The organism is Bosea sp. BIWAKO-01 (assembly GCF_001748145.1).
GTDB lineage: Bacteria > Pseudomonadota > Alphaproteobacteria > Rhizobiales > Beijerinckiaceae > Allobosea.
In genome coordinates this window covers 6,325,606-6,343,696 of the sequence record NZ_BCQA01000001.1, presented here as the reverse complement: position 1 = coordinate 6,343,696, position 18,091 = coordinate 6,325,606, and the positions used below count along the sequence as shown (strand labels likewise).

Annotated in this window: 11 protein-coding genes; 5 read left to right on the top strand and 6 right to left on the bottom strand. The window is 66.4% G+C overall.

Annotation, left to right across the window (positions count from 1 at the left end; genetic code table 11):
• Positions 1-34: 34 nt before the first annotated feature.
• The 4 genes from BIWAKO_RS29460 to BIWAKO_RS29445 all read left to right on the top strand — a co-directional run bounded on the left by BIWAKO_RS29460 (position 35) and on the right by BIWAKO_RS29445 (position 6,939).
• Positions 35-1,831, top strand: a complete 1,797-nt coding sequence (locus BIWAKO_RS29460) for a type I secretion system permease/ATPase (protein WP_069880786.1) — start codon at positions 35-37, stop codon at positions 1,829-1,831.
• Complete coding sequence (locus BIWAKO_RS37190) at positions 1,828-4,557, top strand: calcium-binding protein (RefSeq protein WP_069881667.1); 2,730 nt, start codon at positions 1,828-1,830, stop codon at positions 4,555-4,557. Before BIWAKO_RS29460 ends, BIWAKO_RS37190 begins: the two co-directional genes overlap by 4 nt.
• Positions 4,558-4,614: 57 nt before the next feature.
• Positions 4,615-5,952 carry an HlyD family type I secretion periplasmic adaptor subunit gene (locus BIWAKO_RS29450; protein WP_069881666.1) on the top strand — a complete coding sequence of 446 codons (1,338 nt, stop codon included), beginning with the start codon at positions 4,615-4,617 and terminating at the stop codon, positions 5,950-5,952.
• A 222-nt stretch (positions 5,953-6,174) separates the two neighbouring features.
• Positions 6,175-6,939 (top strand): LuxR C-terminal-related transcriptional regulator, encoded by a 765-nt coding sequence (locus BIWAKO_RS29445; RefSeq protein WP_244523581.1) that lies wholly within the window; start codon positions 6,175-6,177, stop codon positions 6,937-6,939.
• 699 nt (positions 6,940-7,638) lie between these two features.
• Here the strand turns inward: BIWAKO_RS29445 and BIWAKO_RS29440 are convergent.
• From BIWAKO_RS29440 to maiA, 6 genes are all read right to left on the bottom strand, one after another.
• The gene (locus BIWAKO_RS29440; RefSeq protein WP_176733435.1) at positions 7,639-9,441 is read right to left on the bottom strand and encodes a mechanosensitive ion channel family protein; all 1,803 of its coding nucleotides are present in this window, start codon (positions 9,439-9,441) and stop codon (positions 7,639-7,641) included.
• A gap of 374 nt (positions 9,442-9,815) precedes the next feature.
• Positions 9,816-10,718 carry a PhzF family phenazine biosynthesis protein gene (locus tag BIWAKO_RS29435; protein WP_069881663.1) on the bottom strand — a complete coding sequence of 301 codons (903 nt, stop codon included), beginning with the start codon at positions 10,716-10,718 and terminating at the stop codon, positions 9,816-9,818.
• 202 nt (positions 10,719-10,920) lie between these two features.
• Positions 10,921-11,799: an AraC family transcriptional regulator gene (locus BIWAKO_RS29430; protein WP_069881662.1), complete on the bottom strand. Its 879-nt coding sequence runs from the start codon at positions 11,797-11,799 to the stop codon at positions 10,921-10,923.
• 198 nt (positions 11,800-11,997) lie between these two features.
• Positions 11,998-14,070, bottom strand: a complete 2,073-nt coding sequence (locus BIWAKO_RS29425) for a transglycosylase domain-containing protein (RefSeq protein WP_074471630.1) — start codon at positions 14,068-14,070, stop codon at positions 11,998-12,000.
• A gap of 200 nt (positions 14,071-14,270) precedes the next feature.
• Positions 14,271-14,867, bottom strand: a complete 597-nt coding sequence (locus BIWAKO_RS29420; RefSeq protein ID WP_069881661.1) for an IMPACT family protein — start codon at positions 14,865-14,867, stop codon at positions 14,271-14,273.
• Between the two features lie 118 nt (positions 14,868-14,985).
• The gene (gene maiA, locus BIWAKO_RS29415) at positions 14,986-15,624 is read right to left on the bottom strand and encodes a maleylacetoacetate isomerase (RefSeq protein ID WP_069881660.1); all 639 of its coding nucleotides are present in this window, start codon (positions 15,622-15,624) and stop codon (positions 14,986-14,988) included.
• 200 nt (positions 15,625-15,824) lie between these two features.
• On the opposite strand from maiA, the gene BIWAKO_RS29410 reads away from it, so the two are divergent.
• Positions 15,825-17,969, top strand: a complete 2,145-nt coding sequence (locus tag BIWAKO_RS29410) for a mechanosensitive ion channel family protein (protein WP_069881659.1) — start codon at positions 15,825-15,827, stop codon at positions 17,967-17,969.
• The last annotated feature ends 122 nt before the right edge of the window (positions 17,970-18,091 follow it).

The following is an 18,091-nucleotide window of genomic DNA, read 5'->3' as shown; positions in this document are numbered from 1 at the left end:
TGCCGACTGCTTCTCCATTTGACGGTTTGCGATCATGGCACCTTCCAAGGCACAGACCTCCGCCCGCCGCCGCGATGCCGCGAGGCTGACGCAGGGCTTCCGCTCGGCCTTCCTCTTCCTGTTCGTGATCTCGGGGCTGATCAATGTGCTGGCGCTGACCGGCTCATTCTACATGCTGCAGGTCTATGACCGGGCGCTGACCTCGGGCAGCGTCCAGACGCTGGCGGCGCTCTCGGCCCTGGCGATCGGGCTCTACCTGTTCCAGGGCGCCTTCGACGTGATCCGCTCGCAGGTGCTGGTCCGGGTCGGGGCCAGGCTCGATAAGGATATCGCGCCGCTGGCGCACCGGGTGGCGATCGACATGCCGCGCTTCGGCTTCTCCAGCACCGAGGCGCTGGAGCGCGGGCGCGATGTCGACACGGTGCGCGGCTTCCTCGGCAGCCAGGGGCCGGGCGCGCTGTTCGACCTGCCCTGGATCCCGCTCTATCTCGCCTTCGCCTATTTCCTGCACCCCTGGCTCGGCGCGCTGACGCTGGCAGGCGCGGTGGTGCTGACCCTGCTGACGGTGGCCAGCGAGATCCTGACCCGCCGGCTCAACGGCACGACGCGCCAGGCGGCGATCACCCGCGGCGCGATCGCCGATTCCAATGCCCGCAATGCCGAGGTGCTGAAGGCGATGGGCTTTGCCGACCGGGCGGTCGATCGCTTCAACCTCGCCAACCGCGAGCATCTGGCGCTGCAGACCCGGGCCAATGACCTCGGCGGCAGCCTGGGCGCAGTCTCGCGCGTGCTGCGCATGATCCTGCAATCGGCGATCCTCGGGATGGGCGCCTATCTGACGATCAAGGGCGAGCTCTCGGCCGGTGCGATCATCGCCTCCTCGGTCGCCTCGTCGCGGGCGCTGGCGCCGGTCGATCTCGCGATCGCCAACTGGAAGTCCTTCGTCGCGGCCCGCGCCGCCTTCCAGCGCCTGCGCGAGACGGTGGTGGCGCTGAGCCAGGCGGTGGTGCCGATGCAGCTGCCGGCGCCGGTGGGCGCGCTCAAGGTCGACAAGATCACGGTCGCCGCCCCGGTCTCGGGCCAGGTCCTGCTCAGCGAGGTCGGCTTCGACCTGAAGGCGGGCACGGCGCTCGGCCTGATCGGGCCGAGCGGCGGCGGCAAGACGACGCTGGTGCGGGCCCTGACCGGGATCTGGCCGTGCCTGCGCGGCTCGGTCCGGCTCGACGGGGCCGAGCTGGCGCAATGGCCGGAAGCCGCGCTCGGCCGCTTCATCGGCTATCTCCCGCAGGAGGTCAGCCTGCTCGATGCCAGCGTCGAGGAGAACATCTCGCGGCTCTCGGCCGAGAGCGATGCGGCCGGGGTGGTGGCGGCGGCGAAGGCGGCGGGCATCCACGAGATGATCGTGCGGCTGGCCGATGGCTACCAGACCCAGCTCGGGCCGCAGGGGGCGGCGCTCTCGGCCGGCCAGCGCCAGCGCATCGGCCTGGCGCGGGCGCTCTACGGCAACCCCTTCCTGGTCGTCATGGACGAGCCGAACTCGAATCTCGACGGCGAGGGCGAGAGCGCGCTCAAGGTGGCGATCGAGACGGTCAAGGAGCGCGGCGGCATCGCGATCATCGTGGCGCACCGGCCGAGCGCGCTCGCCGCCGTCGACTTCGTCGGCGTCATCCAGAACGGCAAGCTCGCCGCCTTCGGGCCGAGGAACGAGATCCTGACCCCGGCTTCGACGCAGGTTGCCCCCGCCAGCACGCCGGCAGCACCGCTGCGGATGCCGCCGGCCAGTCCCATCGCAGCTCCCTTCAAGCCTGCGCATGAACGGGTGTCGGCATGATCGCGATCAAGACCCTCAAGGCCCGCGCGCCGGGCGCGCCCACCGCGGAGCAGAGCTACCGCAAGATCACCGACGAGGATGCGGCGCCGTCGCGCTGGCCGGCGCTGGTCGTGCTCGCGCTGACGGCGGTCGCGATCTACGTCAAGAGCCTCTTCCCCAGCCACGCCAAGTCCGATCTCGGTCCGCCCACTGAGACCCCGGGCGAGGATGCGGCTGGGGGAGGCCCCTCGAGGCAGGCGCAGGCCGAGGCCGAGGAGGCGGACAAGGAGGCCGAGGACGAGACCGGGGCGATCAGGAAGGAGGCCGAGGACGACCAGGCGCTCGGCTCCGGCGGCCAGGCTGTGGGCACGGCCGGGCTTGCCGCCTTCCTCGGCATCGATTCCCCGCCGATCGACTATGAGCAGCTGCCGCTGCGCCGGTTCTCGCCGGCCAGGCTCGAGGATGTCTTCGGCAGCGATCCGGCCAGCAACGACAACCTGACGCTCAGCCATGGCGGCGGCCTCTCCGGCAGTGCCGGCGCCAGTGGCCACGATTTCGAGGGGATCGGCTCTGGCGGCGGCGGCGCGGGCGGCCACCATCCCGGCCCGGGCAGCCATCCCGGCCCCGGCGGCGAGAACCCCGGCGGTCCCGAGGGGCCAGGCCTCAACCGGGCCCCGCAGCTGGCCGGCGTCGTCAGCCTGCGCAGCATCGGGCGCTGCGAGACATTGCTGATCACCACAATCGGCCTGCTCGCGGGAGCACGTGACCCCGATGGCGATGCGCTCGCAATCCGCAATCTCACCACCTCCAGCGGCACGCTGACCGCGGTCGAGGGCGGCTGGGAGTTCACCCCGGCGCCCGGCTATTTTGGCCCGGTGACGCTGAGCTACGAGGTCAGCGACGCGACCGTCGCGGTCGCCCAGACCGCGCTCTTCAGCGTCGTCGAGTTCATCGAGATCAACGGCACCTCCGGCGATGACGGCCTGACCGGGACCGAATGCGCCGACCTGATCGACGGGCGCGACGGCAACGACGTGATCGATGGCCGCGGCGGCTCCGACATCCTGCATGGCGGCGCCGGCAACGACTTCATCCGCGGCGGCGCCGGTCATGACCTGATCTATGCCGGCCGCGGCAACGACATCGTCTATGGCGGCACCGGCAACGACACGATCTATGGCGGCGACGGCGACGACCGGCTCTACGGCGAGGATGGCGACGACATCATCTATGGCGAGGCCGGCAATGACACCATCGTTGGCGGCAAGGGCAATGACCAGCTCTCCGGCGGCGACGGCAACGACGTGATCCAGGGCGGCGAGGGCGACGATACGCTGGATGGCGGAGAGGGCGATGATACGCTCGAAGGCGGCGAGGGGAACGACGCGCTTGAAGGCGGCACGGGCGACGACTGGCTCGATGGCGGCGACGGCGATGACCAGCTCTCCGGCGGCGCCGGGAACGACACGATCTATGGCGGTGGCGGCGACGACATCCTCGATGGCGGGGCCGGCAACGACTGGATCGATGCCGGCGACGGCGACAACACCGTCTTCACCGGCGACGGCAACAACAGCGTCCGCACCGGCAACGGCAGCAATGTCGTCATCGGAGGCGCCCATGTCGATATCGTCCAGTTCGGCGCCGGCCAGGACACCGCCCGCCTCGGCGGCGGCGATGACGTTGCGGCCGGCGGCGGCGGCAACGACCGGCTCTTCGGCGAAGCCGGCAACGATACGCTCTCCGGCGATGACGGCGACGATGTGCTCGACGGCGGTTCCGGCGACGATCATCTCGCCGGCGGCAGTGGCAACGACCGCATCTTTGGCGGCACCGGCAACGACATCATCGACGCAGGCGAGGGGGATGACGAGGTCGAGGGCGGCGAAGGCGACGACATCGTCTTTGCCGGCGCCGGCGACGATCGGGTCAAGGGCAATGCCGGCAATGACCGGCTCTTCGGCGAGGCAGGCGACGATCGGATCGAAGGCCATGACGGCAACGACGTCATTGATGGCGGCACCGGCAATGACTGTCTGCTCGGCGGGGCCGGCAATGACGTGATCCAGGGCGGGGCCGGCAATGACCGGATCGAAGGCGGCAGCGGCGCCGATACGCTCGATGGCGGCGCGGGCGCGGACCGGGTCGAAGCCGGGTCAGGCAATGACGTGATCATCGGCACGCTCGATGCTGCGGCCGATTGCTATGATGGCGGCGAAGGCTGCGACACTCTGGATTATTCCCGGGCGACGCAGAGCATCGACATCAACCTGGTCGAGGGCAAGGCGGTCAGCGTCGAGATCGGCGAGGACGGGTTCTCCAGTATCGAGGCGGTGATCGGCGGCAGCGGCAATGACCACTTCACCATCGGGGCCGACGCGGTGACGCTGTCGGGCGGGGCGGGCGACGACACCTTCTCGTTCGACGTGCCTTATGACGAGGACGATCGCGACCTGATCCACCAGATCCTCGATCTCGAAGCCGGCGACCGCATCCGCATCAAGCAGTACCAGATCCGCAAGCACGACGATGATGATGATGATGACGACGGCGGAAGCGGTTCCGACGACGATGCCTTCGATCGCACCTATGGCGACGATGGCGACGATTCCGGCCGGCCCTTCCGCTTCCGCATCGAGAAGATCGGTGACGACGACCGCACCTATGTCGATGTCTATCTCGAGCAGAACGACGAGAAGGACTACTCGATCGAGATCCAGGGCAGTCACAGGCTTTATTACTATTGACCTCGGTGCGAGGCCGCAGGGCCTCGCATTCCGGGCCGGCCGACGGGAGAGACGACCATGACCAGGCGCACTATCGCATCGCAGGCCGGCGGGGATGCCGGGCAGGAGCGCGAGCCGAACTTCGGCCTTGGCCGGCATATGCTCGCCGGCACGGCGCTCGCCCTGCTGCTGGTCGTCGGCTGCGGCGGCTGGGCCGTGAGCGCCAACCTCAACGGCGCCGTGATCGCGCAGGGCTCGGTCAAGGTCGACCAGAACCTGAAGGAGGTGCAGCACCGCGACGGCGGCGTCGTCCAGGCGATCGGGGTGCGCCAGGGCGACCGGGTCGAGGCAGGCCAGACCCTGTTCTGGCTCGACGATGTCCAGACCAAGGCCGAACTCTCGATCATCCGCTCGCAGCTCGGCGAGAACCTCGGCCGCAAGGCCCGCCTGATCGCCGAGCGCGACAGTCTCGCCGCGATCACCTTCCCGGCCGAGTTCGCCAGATTCTCCGAAGACGCCGCCCAGATCATCCAGGGCGAGACCCGGCTGTTCGACGGCAACCGCACCAACCGCGAAAGCCGCAAGGAACAGCTCGAGATCAGCATCGTCCAGTCCGGCGAGGAGGTGAAGGGCCTCGAGGCCCGCCAGGTCGCCAAGGTCGAGGAGCTGCGCCTGGTCGAGCTCGAGCGCAACAAATATCTCGGCCTGTTCCAGAAGGGCTTCATCGACGGCACCAAGGTCTACAACATCAACCGCGAATGGGCCCGCCTGCTCGGCGAGCGCGGCGAGATCGAGGCCTCGATCGCCCGCGCCCGGCTGCGCATCAGCGAGGCCCGCATCCAGATCATCGCCGTCGACGAGACCGCCCGCACCGAGGCCCAGCGCGAGCTGCGCCAGGTCGAGGCCAAGGTCTCCGAGCTCAGCGACCGGCGCCTGGCCAGCGAGGACCGCCTCTCGCGCTCCGAGATCCGCGCCCCGATCGCCGGCCTCGTCAACGAGTTGACCGTCTTCACCGTCGGCGGCGTCATCACCCCGGCCGCGCGCCTCGCCACCATCGTGCCCGGCGAGGCCAGGCTCACCGTCGAGGTCAGGATCGCGCCGACCGATATCGACCAGGTCAGGCTCGGCCAGCCCGCCCGCCTGCGCTTCTCCGCCTTCGCCAAGAACGCGACCCCGGAGCTGCCGGGCAGCGTCAGCCATCTCTCCCCGGCGACCACCCGCGACCCCACCACCGGCGCCACTTTCTATACCGGCGAAATCCAGATCGACGGCGATCTCGCCGCCGCCCTCGGTGATCGCAAGCTCCAGCCCGGAATGCCGGTCGAGGTCTTCATCACCACCGAGGAACGCACCGCGCTCTCGTTCCTGACAAAACCCTTCGCGGACCACGCCAACAGGATCTTCAAGGAAAGATGAGGTTGCGGCCACGTTAGGTCGGGCTTGCGGAAGAGAACGACAATGGTTGGCTACGAAAAGATCTTTCTTTCAGTTCCTGGATGTTTCATTAAGTTTGATAATTACACTGACTTTCACAAATTTAGCGAGAATATATGATTGTGAAAAGATCGTATCCGCGCGATACTTAGATTCGACCTGGTGCGATTACGTATAGAGGGGAAGATCATGTGGGATCGTTCGTTGGCGATCGTCGATGATCACCCGCTGCAGCGGGACGGGGTCGCTACACTGATGAAAGCGTGGGGCGGCTTCACACTCGCGGCGACAGGCAGTGACGCGAGTGACATCGTGTCGATCGCGAGGACACATCAGCCCAATCACATGATCGTCGATCTCGGCATGCCGGGAGACGTGTTTCAGGCGGTTTCGGACGCGCTGAAGATCGCTCCTGAGATGAAGATCATCGTATTTACCGCCTCGACGAGCCCGGATGATGTGCTCCGGGCACTAGATGCCGGTGCCAAAGGCTATGTCCTGAAAGGCAGCCCCGGAGAAGAGCTCTTACTCGCCCTTCAGGCGGCGCAGCGCGGCGATGTCTTTGTGACGGCCGCCTTCGCAACCAAGGTGATCGGCACCTTGCAGGCGAAAACTCTGCAACGACAGATGGCGGCCCGCAACAAGCTGAGCGTCCGCGAGGATCAGATCGTCAAACTCCTGCTTCTCGGGAAAAAGAACAGGGAGATCGCAGATGAGCTCTCTCTCACCACCAAGACCGTCAAGGGTTACATGACCAACCTGATGGCCAAGCTCAACGCACGCAGCCGACTGGAAGTGGTGATCGCTGCGCAAAAGCTGAATCGGACGGAAAACACTGCCGGCGTTGGCCCTGGTCCCCTCTCGCCGGGCCCGACCGCACATCACTTCACCGAGGGGAGGGGTCAACACGTTCGGCGCGAAGCCAACGCTTCGCAAACCTCGCCGGCACAAGCTCCGGCTCGCCCTTGAAGGGGACGACCTTCGCGTCGTCGAGAGGTGCTCCCTTTCACACGGGATTCTGAGCAAACCAGCAGCCGAGCGCCCGCATGGCTCGGCCCATATCGATCCGTGCGACCCAATGCGTAGCCACGGAGCAGGTTGTCCTGCGGCGGTGCTTCGTCGGCTTTGCCCTGTTTGCTCGCGCGTCCCTGTTCCGGGCAGGCGTCCAAGGGCATCCACTCAGGGTTGGATGACAACGACGACCTCACAGCCCCAACCCAAACCAGGTGCGAATGGCAAGGCCGTGCCGCTGCGCTTCCTGGCCATGTCAGCGTCGGTGCCTTCCCCTACTGGATCGGAGGAATGCCGACGCGATTGGCGCCAAAAGGCAAGACCGGGCGACCGGGCAATGCGCGAAATGATCCCGACAGGTTTCGTCTGCTGATCGGACAGCGATCGATGGGATGAAGGCTTCGACCATCAGGCCGTGCCGACAGGTCAAAGCCCCGCCCGAGCTTCGCCCGGTGTCTGGTTGCCTGACGGGCCGCAGGATCGATGGAGCGCGATATGGCTGAGATCGCGATGGTCGCCGTGGGATCGGTTGTCTATACGCTGACCTGCTGGGTCGCCCTCGCGCCCCGTCGCAGATGAGCGACCGGGCTTCGGCCTGGACCCGTTGTTGTGGCCGCAAGGCCGCGATGCAAGGTGAACGCAGCCAGACTGCCGGGCTCACCCATCCATCTGCGGGACATGAAGGGGCTTGGGCACCAGTTTGATGCCGTTCTCCGCCATCATGATCCGCACCTTGGACAGGATCGCCTTGCGGATCTGGAACTGACGCCCGGCCCGGGCCTTGTATTTGGCGCGGATCACCAGAGTGCCTTCCTCGAGCGCGGCAATGCCCTGGCTCTTGAACGGCTCGAGCAGATCGGGGTTCAGCTCCGGATCCGCTTCGATCTCCTGCCCGATCTTCTTGAACAGTTTGCGCACCGCTTCGACATCGGTGTCCAGGGCAACCCGGAACATCATCTTCTCGATGACCCATTCGCGGCTGAAATTCTGGATTTTCCCGATCTGCCCGAAGGGGATTGTGGCAACCGGGCCACGCGGATGCCTCAAGGAGACCGATCGCAACGAAATCCTCTCGACGGTGCCCTTGGCTCCCGAGGTCTCGATATATTCGCCCATGCGGAAGGCATCATCGACGAGGAAGAACAGACCGGCCACCACATCCTTGACCAGGGTCTGGGAGCCCAGCCCGATCGCCAGGCCGAAGATCGAGAGGCCGGTGATCAGCGGCCAGACATTGATGCCGAGCATGACCAGGACGGTCAGAGCCCCCAGCGTCAGAAGCGCGGCCTTGGTGAGGCCCACGAGCAATGGGCCGACGGTGGTCAGCCGCGTGCCGATCATGGCGGTGGGGACCTGCGGATCGCCCGGCGTTTGAGGTCTGATGCGCGCGGCCATGATGGCCACCCAGTTCCAGCAGAAGGCGATGACCAGCACGAGCATCAGGATCTCGCCAGCTTTCAGCAGGACAGTGCCCCGTGGAACGCCGACGACGTCCAGGATGGGCAGGAGCCAGAGCGTGGCCAGGACCGCGAGAATCGATGCGGCGACCACGATGCGGAAGGTGCGCCACAGCGCGCCGCTCAGTTCGCCGCCCTGCGATCGAACCGCCTGCCGGCCGCGTCTTTCGATGGCGACGTCGAGATGAGGTCCGGCGAGAACGAGAAGAAGCGAAAGCAGCAACAATCCGCCCCGCGTCGGCCGTCCGATCGTCAGGTCCAGTTGGATGAAGAGGAAGGCGGCGATGACGACCGCCACCACCAGCCCGGGCCAGAGTGCGGCGAGCCTCCGGCGGAGCGACCCTGCGCTGCTGCCGAAGGACAGAACCCTCGTCACCAGCCGGCGATGACGAAGATACGCGGCCGCGACCAGAATGGTGAACGGCAAGGACACCGCGAATGTCGCGAAGAGATCGCGTAGCGGATCAGCCGCACTCCATATGCGCAGGCAGGCAAGGACCACCAGACCGCCGGCCGCGATGCCGATGGCGACCGCGAGATCGCGTCGCCAAGGCCAGAAGATCGACCTGCGACCAGTGGCCAGCGGGAAACAGATCATTGTCGCCACGGCCGCAATCACGATGCAGTTCAGCAAGGCGCGGCGGAGCACCGTATCGGTGACGAGACCCAGGAGCAGGACCCAGGCCGCCAGCACCACCAGCAAGGCGGCCGCGAACCAGGCGGCCCCGGACAGAAGCGGCCTGGCCTTCGCTTTGCCGATGATCAGGCTGGCAAGCACTGCCGTTGCGGCACCGGCAATCAGGCAAACCGCGGCAATGCCGAGAGCCAGCAGCGCTGGATTGTAGCCAGCGGCTTCGAGCCCCCGGATGAAATCGTGCCACGCACCACCGGACGAGAACCAGCCTGACAGCCTTGCCGTCAGGCCGTCCTCGATCAGCTGGGAGAACCGATGGAGCATCCCCGATGCAGCCTCGAGCTCGTCGGTCCTGGAATCAGCAGCCATGGTCTCAGTCTCGCGTGGAAGTCGACGACACCAGTCCGTCCACGCCAGACAATTGTCCAGCATGGCGGATGTTCTGGACGCCTTGCAGAGGAGGGGCGTCCCGATGCTGGCGGGATAAGGCTGCGGCCTTCGCGGCGCGCAATCGCGGACGAAACGGCCGCCGAATCCGTTGCGGGCATTTCGCGCATGGGCAGCCTGCCCGTCTTGCCATTTCGCGCCAATCGCGACCGATCGATCACGGCAGCAGACCCGAGCCATCCGGCGCAGGCCTGCGCCGCATGGGGCGATGATCGCAGCGTTCGAGGCCGGCGACCGGGCAGGGCTGGTCGAGCTCGCGATAGGGCGGCTCGGCGAGGAGAAGCAGCGCGAAACCTCTAGACGGGAAGGCGCTCGCTGCCCTGATGCAATGCGTGCGGTTCCACTGGCTTGACGGAGCCTCCGAGAAGACAGCCGACCGGCCTGTCATCGGCAAATCCCAGGCGCACGCCGATCTCGGACAGGGAACCCATGGCCCTTCCCTGGAAAACGGTGATGCGCTGGCTGTCGCGGCCCACCAGCCCGTTCCTGAGCAAGCCGAAGGCCAGGGCCGCGGCCGCGATGCCGGTTGCCGCATCCTCGGGATAGCCTGAGGATTTCGGGAATTGCCGCGCCTCGAAACGCTGCGCGCCGCGATCCTCGACCGCGTAGGGATACAGGCCCGTGGAGCCGATGCGCGCGCAGCAGTCTTCCGTCCGCCTCATGTTCGACGACAGGCCATTCAGAAGCGCGGTGCTCTTCATCGGAATGAGCGTCTTGACGCGCGATGTCACCGCGTTCTGGATGGGAAGGTCGAGGAGATCACGGCGCGAGAGGTTGAGGGTCGCCAGAACCTCCTCTTCCTCGGCCGCTGTCAGGTCGACGACCTTGCCGGCGGGCTGGCTGATCTCGACCGATGGGTCATCGGGATCCGTCAGATCGACATAGCCGGTCACCGGTCCGCTGCGCGTCTCGATGCGCAACTGATCGGCACGGAGCCTGCCAGCCTTGGCCAGGCACCAAAGCGCACCGATCGTGGCGTGCCCGCACATTTCCATCTCGTGGCGCGGCACCCAGAAGCGGAAGGCATAATCGAAATCGGCGCTGGACCCCGGCAGGACGAAGCCGGATTCGTGGCCGAAGCGCTCGGCCACCGCCTGCATTCCGTCGTCGGGCCATCCCGACGCGTCGATCGCGATCGGGCAAGGATTCCCGCCGCGGCCCCTATGGGTGAAGACATTGACGAGCCTGATGTCGTTCATCGTCGTAGCCCGGATCACGTCATGGACGGCGCGACGGCGCCGATGGCGGTAGTCCCGGAGCCGATCGGAGACGTCTTCGTCAGATCCGAACGGATGACGAAGTCTTTTGGTTGAGCGCCCTGCATCGCATGTCCTCGCCTGGCTCTTGAAGCATCCCACCAGGATAAGGGGCGGGGCGGCTCCTTGCGCGACCGAGCGGGCCTCATGGTTTGTCGGATCGGGCCAAGTCTCGCCGTGCTGTCGTCGGCGTCAGACCGGTCAGGCGCTTCATCGCCCGCGCGAGGGCGGAGCCGGATTCGAAGCCGACGCGCCAGGCGATCTCGCCAATCGGAAGCGTGGTCGCAAGCAGCAGCTCCTGCGCCTGCCTGATCCGCACATGGTCCTGGAAGGCGGCGATCGAGAAGCCTGTCTTGTCGCGGAACAAGCGGGTTGCATGGCGTCTGGACAAGCCAAACCTGTCGGCGATGAGGTCGAGCGGCAGGTCCTGGCTGGCGTTCTGGCTGATGAACGACCTGATCTCCGAAACGAGCATCTCGCCATGCCCCTCCGGGCGCGCCCCGGGCAGTTCGTCGCTTCGCTCGATCTGCGCGAGGCAATTGATCAGCAATGCCGCAGCGAGGTGGCTGCGCGTGACCTGCGCAACGGTGTCGTCGGCGTCTCCACCCTGGCACAGCCCGCGAAGCGATCGGATCTCGGGCGTCATCGCGAAAAAGCCGGTTCGCCCGAGCTTGCCGCGCACACGATTCAACGAGCCGATGCGGGCCTCGATCTTCGCCAGCTGTCCATCTGCGGCGTAGATCGCCACATGGCGATGGACCGGCCGGGCTGCCGCGGTCTGGTGCGCGAGGCCCGGCGGAACCACCACGAAACGGTCCTCGCTCAGCCAGGCGCCGGATCGTCTGGTCTCGTCGCGAAAATCGACCGCTCCGATATGCGGCAGGAATATCATCAGGCAGTCGTGCCAATGCCACGGCATGCGGTATTCGGAGCCACCGCCCATCAGCGTCAATTGCTCTTCGCCGTCGGCAAGCCGCGCGCCCACCGAGGAGCTGTCCCGAAGCTGTTGGATCGACCGGAGCATGTTTGCATGCCTAGCATCCGCCGCGAGCTCAGAACATCATCCATTCTCGAGGCCGCCGCGGGTGTCCGTGCGGCTTTAGATCATCGGATCTGAAATCCTATCCGGCCCGATGATCTAACCCTTTGTGTCCGCATCGGCTTTGCCCCGAAAACCGCAACCCACTTTTCGGGCCGATGCAATCGGCCGAGTGACAGGATTTCAGAGCCCGAACAGCCTCTCGAAGAAATTCTTCTGGCGCTTGGTGCGCTGGCGGGGTTGGCCCCTGCCGCTTTCATTGGCGTAGCGCGGATCCTGTCCGGCGCCGGCCACGCCCGCCAGGCCGACCGGCTTCTGGTCCTTGAGGGCGATCTTCATGAAATTGTGCCAGATATCGGTCGGCAGGTTGCCGCCGGATACGCCCTTGGTGGGTGTGCTGTCGTCGTTACCGAGCCAGACGCCGGCAACCAGATTGCCGGTGAAGCCCACGAACCAGGCGTCCTTGTAGTCGTTGGTGGTGCCGCTCTTGCCGGCCATGGGCCAGCCGGGCATTCGCGCCCTTTGGGCCGTGCCGATGACGAAGACGTTGTGCATCATCGCGTTCATCATCGCATCGGTGGCGGGATCGATGATCTGGCCCGCATCGTCCGGCGCCGCGCGGGTGAAGATCGGCCTGCCATCCGCAGCCTTCACCTCGGTGATCACGTAGGGCGCAACCCCGACGCCCCCGTTGGCGAAGCTGGCATAGGCGCCCACGAGCTCGAGCGGCGTGACTTCGGAGGTTCCGAGCGCGATCGTGGGGTCGGCCTGGAGCGGCGAGGTGATGCCGAGGCGCTGTGCCGTTTGCACGACGGCTTGAGGGCCGACCTCCATGGTGAGTTTCACTGCCACCGTGTTGAGGGAGAGTGCGAGAGCATTGCGCAGGCTGATCGGCCCGCGATAGCCCCGGTCGTAGTTCTCGGGCTTCCAGCCGTTGATGTTGACCGGCGAATCCGTGCGCACGGTGTCGGGGCGAAGCCCCCGCTCGAGCGCCGTCAGATAGACGAAGGGCTTGAAGGCCGAGCCTGGCTGGCGCCGGGCGGAGGTCGCCCGGTTGAACTGGCTCGTCGCGTAGTCGCGGCCACCCACGAGCGCCGTCACGGCCCCGTCCGGCCGCATCGCCACGAAGGCGCCCTGGCTGACATTGAATTTCTGGCCCTTGGCGTCGAGTTCGTTCACGAGCACCCGCTCGGCCGCCGCCTGCAGGGATGGCTCGAGGGTGGTCGAGACCACGACGTCGGAGTCGATGGCGCCGACGGTGTCGTCGAGCGCTTCCATGACGTAGTCGGCGGCATAATTGGCGGAGCCGGCCGCTTTGGGACGCGCGATCTCGGCCGGTGCGCCAAGAGCCGTCCTGGCCATGTCGGGCGTGATGAAGCCGAGCTCCTTCATCGCCGAAATCACGCGTTCGGCGCGGGCCTGCGCGGCCTCGCGGTTGCGGTTGGGGGCCAGGCGCGACGGGGACTGGACGAGGCCAGCCAGCAGGGCGGCTTCCGACAGCGACACGTTGCGGGCCGACTTGCCGAAATAGCGCTGGGCCGCGGCCTCGACACCATAGGCCCCGGCGCCGAAATAGACCCGGTTGAGATAGAGTTCGAGAATCTGGTCCTTGCTGTAGCTGCGCTCCAGCCAGAGAGACAGGATCGCTTCCTGGATCTTGCGCGAGACCGTGCGCTCCTGGGTCAGGAACAGGTTCTTGGCGAGCTGCTGCGTCAGGGTCGAGCCGCCCTGCAGGCCTCCGTCATGGGCCAGATTGCGGTAGGCCGCGCGGAGAAGGCCCATCAGGTCGATGCCCCAATGGTCGTAGAAGCGCCGGTCCTCGATGGCGACGAAAGCCCTGGGCAGGAAGGGCGGCAACTCCCCCAGTGAGACCTCGCGGCCGCCAGTCTCGCCGCGATTGGCGAGAGGCGAGCCGTCGCTCGCCAGGATGGCGATGTTCGGGGGGCGTTTGGGCACCGTGAGCTGATGGAGCGGAGGCAGCTGCGAGGCGTAATAGGCGACGCCGCCGCCCAAGGCGATGACGCCGCTCAGGCAGAGCACGAGCCCGGCATAAACCATCTTGCGTAAGAACGAGCCGCCGCCCGCGCTCCGGGCCTTCCCGGGCTGGCTGGACGCGTCATCGCTGGTTTGAGAGGCCGGCCCACGCGCCGTGGTCTCGCCCTCTCGATCCTCGGAGGTGCGGCGAAAATCCAGCTCCTGCGCGTTCGTCGCCAGCGCGTCGACAACCGGCTCGCGCCGGTCACATCCGTTCGCCACCTTTGGTCAGCCCCCAATCCGTGCAGCCGGTGCAATCGGGCGCTTCTGACATCGGCTCTTGGCGCAACTAAGACCGGGAGGTGAAGCCCCTCCGCGTGAGGGCGCTTCATCGTCGGGCGGGGAGTGCCGGGTCGAAGCGGACGTCTCCCTATGCGCAGACGGCGCGCGATGTCGCCAGCGTCCGCCCGGAGATCGGGAACCTAGTCGTCCCATCTGATCACCGCGCGTCCGCTGGTGACGTCCCGCACCATCTGGGCCACCCTGTCGGCTTCAACCTTGGGAACGGACACCGACAGCACGGCGCCGGTATCGGTGAAGACCTGATCGCGGACCTGCACCCCCGATAGCTCACCAAGCCGCGCCTGAACGCGCGCCAGATCGCCGAACGCACAGGTGATCATCGCCGAGGCCGTCTCGACCAGCGCTACCGTCTCGGCCGCGCGCAGGCAGAGCGCGGCCGTGCCGCCATAGGCGCGGATCAAGCCGCCGCTGCCGAGCAGGACCCCGCCAAACCAGCGCGTCACGACAACCGCGACACCGTCCAGCGCTTGCCCGTCGATGGCCGCGAGTATCGGCTTTCCCGCCGTGCCGCTCGGTTCTCCGTCATCGTTGAAGCGATAGCCTTGGCCGCAACGCCAGGCCCAGCAATTGTGATTGGCCGCCGGATCGGAATGGGCAGCGATGAACTCCTTGGCCGCCGCCTCATCGGCAACGGGAGCGGCGGTGGCAATGAAGCGGCTCTTCTTGATCTCCTGCCGGAATGAGAAGGGCCCAAGGAGTGTAAAGCGCGTGTCCATGCGCTCCTCTATCGGCTCGGACGCGACCTGAGCAAAGCCAATGACGGATCTCCCCTTGTGAGCGCGATCGGGGCTGGCCGGAGCACAGGCCTGATTGCAGCCACGATGCGGGGCGATCTCACTCTTCGGCATCGCCTTGCCGCGAGGGATGGGCACTCTGGAATGCAGGGTGTTCGCCGCACAATCGCTCGACCCGCAGGATGCGCGTGAAACCGTCTATCGGCACCTGGAAGCGCCGCGCCGCGTAGAGTTGGGGCAGCAGATAGACATCCGCCAGGCCGGGCAGGGGGCCGAAGCAATAGCCCTCGTCGCCAATCAGAGCCTCGACTGCGCCAAGCCCCTGTCCGATCCAGGTGGCGATCCAGGCCGCAACCTCCGGTTCGGCGTGCCCAAGGTTCCGCCGAAGGTAGGAAAGCGGCGCGATATTGTGGAGGGGATGAATGTCACAGCCGATGATCGCCGCGACAGCCCGGATTTTTGCACGCAAGACCGGGTCGCGCGGGAGGAGCGCCGGAGCCGGACAGATCTCCTCGAGATATTCGATGATGGCGGGTGACTGGGTCAGGATGGTCCCGTCGTCGAGCTCCAGTGCCGGCAACCGGCCTTGCGGGTTGAGCGCACGATAGCTCTCGCCATGTTGCTCTCCGCCGTTCCGGACGAGATGAACGAAGCTCTGCGTGGCCTCCAGCCCCTTGAGCGCAAGCGCGATGCGAACGCGATATGAAGAGGTGGACCGCCAATAGGTATAGAGTTTCATCGTGCTCCCCCTCAACTCGGACCGATGACCGCCTGCCCAAGAGCAGGCAGGAGCTGCGGACCGGCCCCGCTCGCGGAGCAATTGCCGCCGTAGCAAACCCGGTAGCGCGCCAATAGACTATCAGCGATACTGACGCAGTATTGTCCAGGAACGGTCTGCTGATCCTGCGCAATACAGCTCTTTGATGAAGCGAGGGCGAGATGCGCATCGTGTTGATCCTGATGTGGTGCGTCCTTGCCGCCTGGGGAACAGCCAGTGCCCGCGCACAGGAGCAGGCAGAAGCTCCTCCTGCCCAGGCCAGGGAATTGCTGCGCCTGCTCGAGGATCCGGGTGTGCGGCGCTGGATCCAGCAAACCGCCAAGGCCGGGCCGGCCGCAGCCCCCACGGACATGGCGACTCCCGAACCGGCGCTGTCCAGCCGACTTGCGGCGCGGCTCACCAGTATGCGCGACCATATCGGCTCGACCGCTGCGGCAGTCCCGCGATTGCCGGCGCAGCTCGCGCGGGCCGGCGGCCTTCTGAACAGCGAGCTGGCCGCGACAGGCATTGCCCGCCTTGCGCTGTTGCTTTCGAGCTTCCTGATCCTCGGCTTCGGTTCCGAGCGCGTGTACCGGGCCCTGAGCTCCCGCTACCGGGCGTCGCTCGCGCAGAGGCCCGTCCTTTCGGTCGAGGACAGATTCCGTACCGCAGGGCTGCGGCTGGTGACCCTCATTGCCGGGCTCGCGATCTTTGCCGCGGGCAGCCTGGGCGCGTTCCTGCTGTTCGCATGGCCACCGCTCCTGAAGCAGATCATGCTCGCCTTTCTCGTGGCGATGCTGATCACGCGAGGCACGCTGGCCCTGCTGGATTTCGCGATGTTTCCGCCAAGGGGCACGCAGGGAGGCTGGTCGGATCATCAGATCGTTCCGGTCAAGCCGAGCCACGCCATCTACTGGCGCCGGCGCATTGTCCTGTTCGTCGGCTACTTCGCCTTCGGGTGGTCGATCGTCGGCATCCTGGTCGATCTGGGCTTTCCCAATGAGTTCCGCTTTGCCGCGGCCTATCTGCTTGGGCTTGGCCTGCTGGCCATCGGCCTGGAAGCCATCTGGAGCAGACCGCGCGGCGACGACCCCGTTCAAGGCTTCGCCAGGATGGGAAAGAGCCTCGCCCTGACCGCCTATGCGGTCGCCTTGTGGGGCCTCTGGGCTGCCGGACTGCTCGGCATGTTCTGGATTGCCGTTTTCGCGACCCTGCTGCCCAAGGCCATCGCGCTCGGAAAGGCCGCGGTCGGACATCTCCTGAGACCGGTCGAGGGCCAGGCGGTGGCGCCGATCAGGCACAACATCCTCGAGGTGTGCCTCGAGCGCGGGGTGCGGCTGGTCATCCTGATCGCCGCGACGTTCTGGCTCGCCCATATCTGGCAGGTCGACCTGGTCGAGATGACCAGCCAGGACGGCCTGCTGATGCGGCTGCTGCGCGGCGCGCTGGCCAGCATCGTCATCCTGCTGCTGGCCGATTTCTTCTGGGAGATCATCAAGGCCGCCGTGGACGGCGCCCTCGCGGACCCGACGGAGAGCATCGCTCCCGGTTCCAACGAAGCCATCCGCCGGGCGCGGCTGCGCACGCTTTTACCCATCTTCCGAAACATCCTGTTCGTGGCCATCGCGGTCATGGCGGGCCTGACGGCGCTGGCTGCGCTCGGATTCGAGATCGGCCCGCTGATCGCCGGGGCCGGTGTGCTCGGCGTCGCCATCGGCTTTGGCGCTCAATCCCTGGTCAGGGACATCATCAGCGGCATGTTCTACCTGCTGGACGATGCATTTCGCGTCGGCGAGTACATCCAGAGCGGCAGCTTCAAGGGAACGGTGGAGTCATTCTCGCTCCGCTCCGTTCGCCTGCGCCATCACCGCGGCCCCGTCTACACCGTGCCGTTCGGGCAGCTCGGCGCGGTTCAGAACATGAGCCGCGACTGGGTCATCGACAAGTTCATGATCAATGTCACCTATGACAGCGATCTGGAAAAAGCGCGGAAAGTCGCCAAGAAGATCGGTCAGGAGCTGGCAGAGGACCCCGAACTGGCGCCTGACATCATCGAGCCGATGAAGATGCAGGGGGTGGAGCAGTTCGGCGACTATGCCATCCAGCTTCGCTTCAAGATGACGACCCGCCCCGGCCAGCAGGCGGTCGTGCGTCGCAAGGCCCTGCTGCGCCTCAAGACGGCGTTCGACCAGGCCGGCATCAAGTTCGCCCATCCGACGGTGCATGTCGAAGGCCGGGACGAGGAGGCCGCTGCCGCACAGCAGATGATGACCGCTGCAAAGGTCGAAGCGGCGAAGATCGAAGCGGCAAGCGCGGCCGGCCGATAGCGCCCGCTGCATCACACTGGAAGGCATGGCCGCAATCGGCGATGATCGCCTGGTCAGCCTGCCAGATGCCGCTGCCTGATCAGCCCGTGAGAGGACGGCGGCCGATCACCCCTGGCACCAGC

Excerpts from the sequence above, each read along its gene's own strand:
- BIWAKO_RS29450 (WP_069881666.1), top strand. The coding sequence starts at position 4,615 with ATGACCAGGCGCACTATCGCATCGCAGGCCGGCGGGGATGCCGGGCAG.
- BIWAKO_RS29420 (WP_069881661.1), bottom strand. The coding sequence starts at position 14,867 with ATGGACACGCGCTTTACACTCCTTGGGCCCTTCTCATTCCGGCAGGAG.
- BIWAKO_RS29440 (WP_176733435.1), bottom strand. The coding sequence starts at position 9,441 with ATGGCTGCTGATTCCAGGACCGACGAGCTCGAGGCTGCATCGGGGATG.
- BIWAKO_RS29435 (WP_069881663.1), bottom strand. The coding sequence starts at position 10,718 with ATGAACGACATCAGGCTCGTCAATGTCTTCACCCATAGGGGCCGCGGC.
- maiA (WP_069881660.1), bottom strand. The coding sequence starts at position 15,624 with ATGAAACTCTATACCTATTGGCGGTCCACCTCTTCATATCGCGTTCGC.
- BIWAKO_RS29460 (WP_069880786.1), top strand. The coding sequence starts at position 35 with ATGGCACCTTCCAAGGCACAGACCTCCGCCCGCCGCCGCGATGCCGCG.
- BIWAKO_RS29430 (WP_069881662.1), bottom strand. The coding sequence starts at position 11,799 with ATGCTCCGGTCGATCCAACAGCTTCGGGACAGCTCCTCGGTGGGCGCG.
- BIWAKO_RS29410 (WP_069881659.1), top strand. The coding sequence starts at position 15,825 with ATGCGCATCGTGTTGATCCTGATGTGGTGCGTCCTTGCCGCCTGGGGA.
- BIWAKO_RS37190 (WP_069881667.1), top strand. The coding sequence starts at position 1,828 with ATGATCGCGATCAAGACCCTCAAGGCCCGCGCGCCGGGCGCGCCCACC.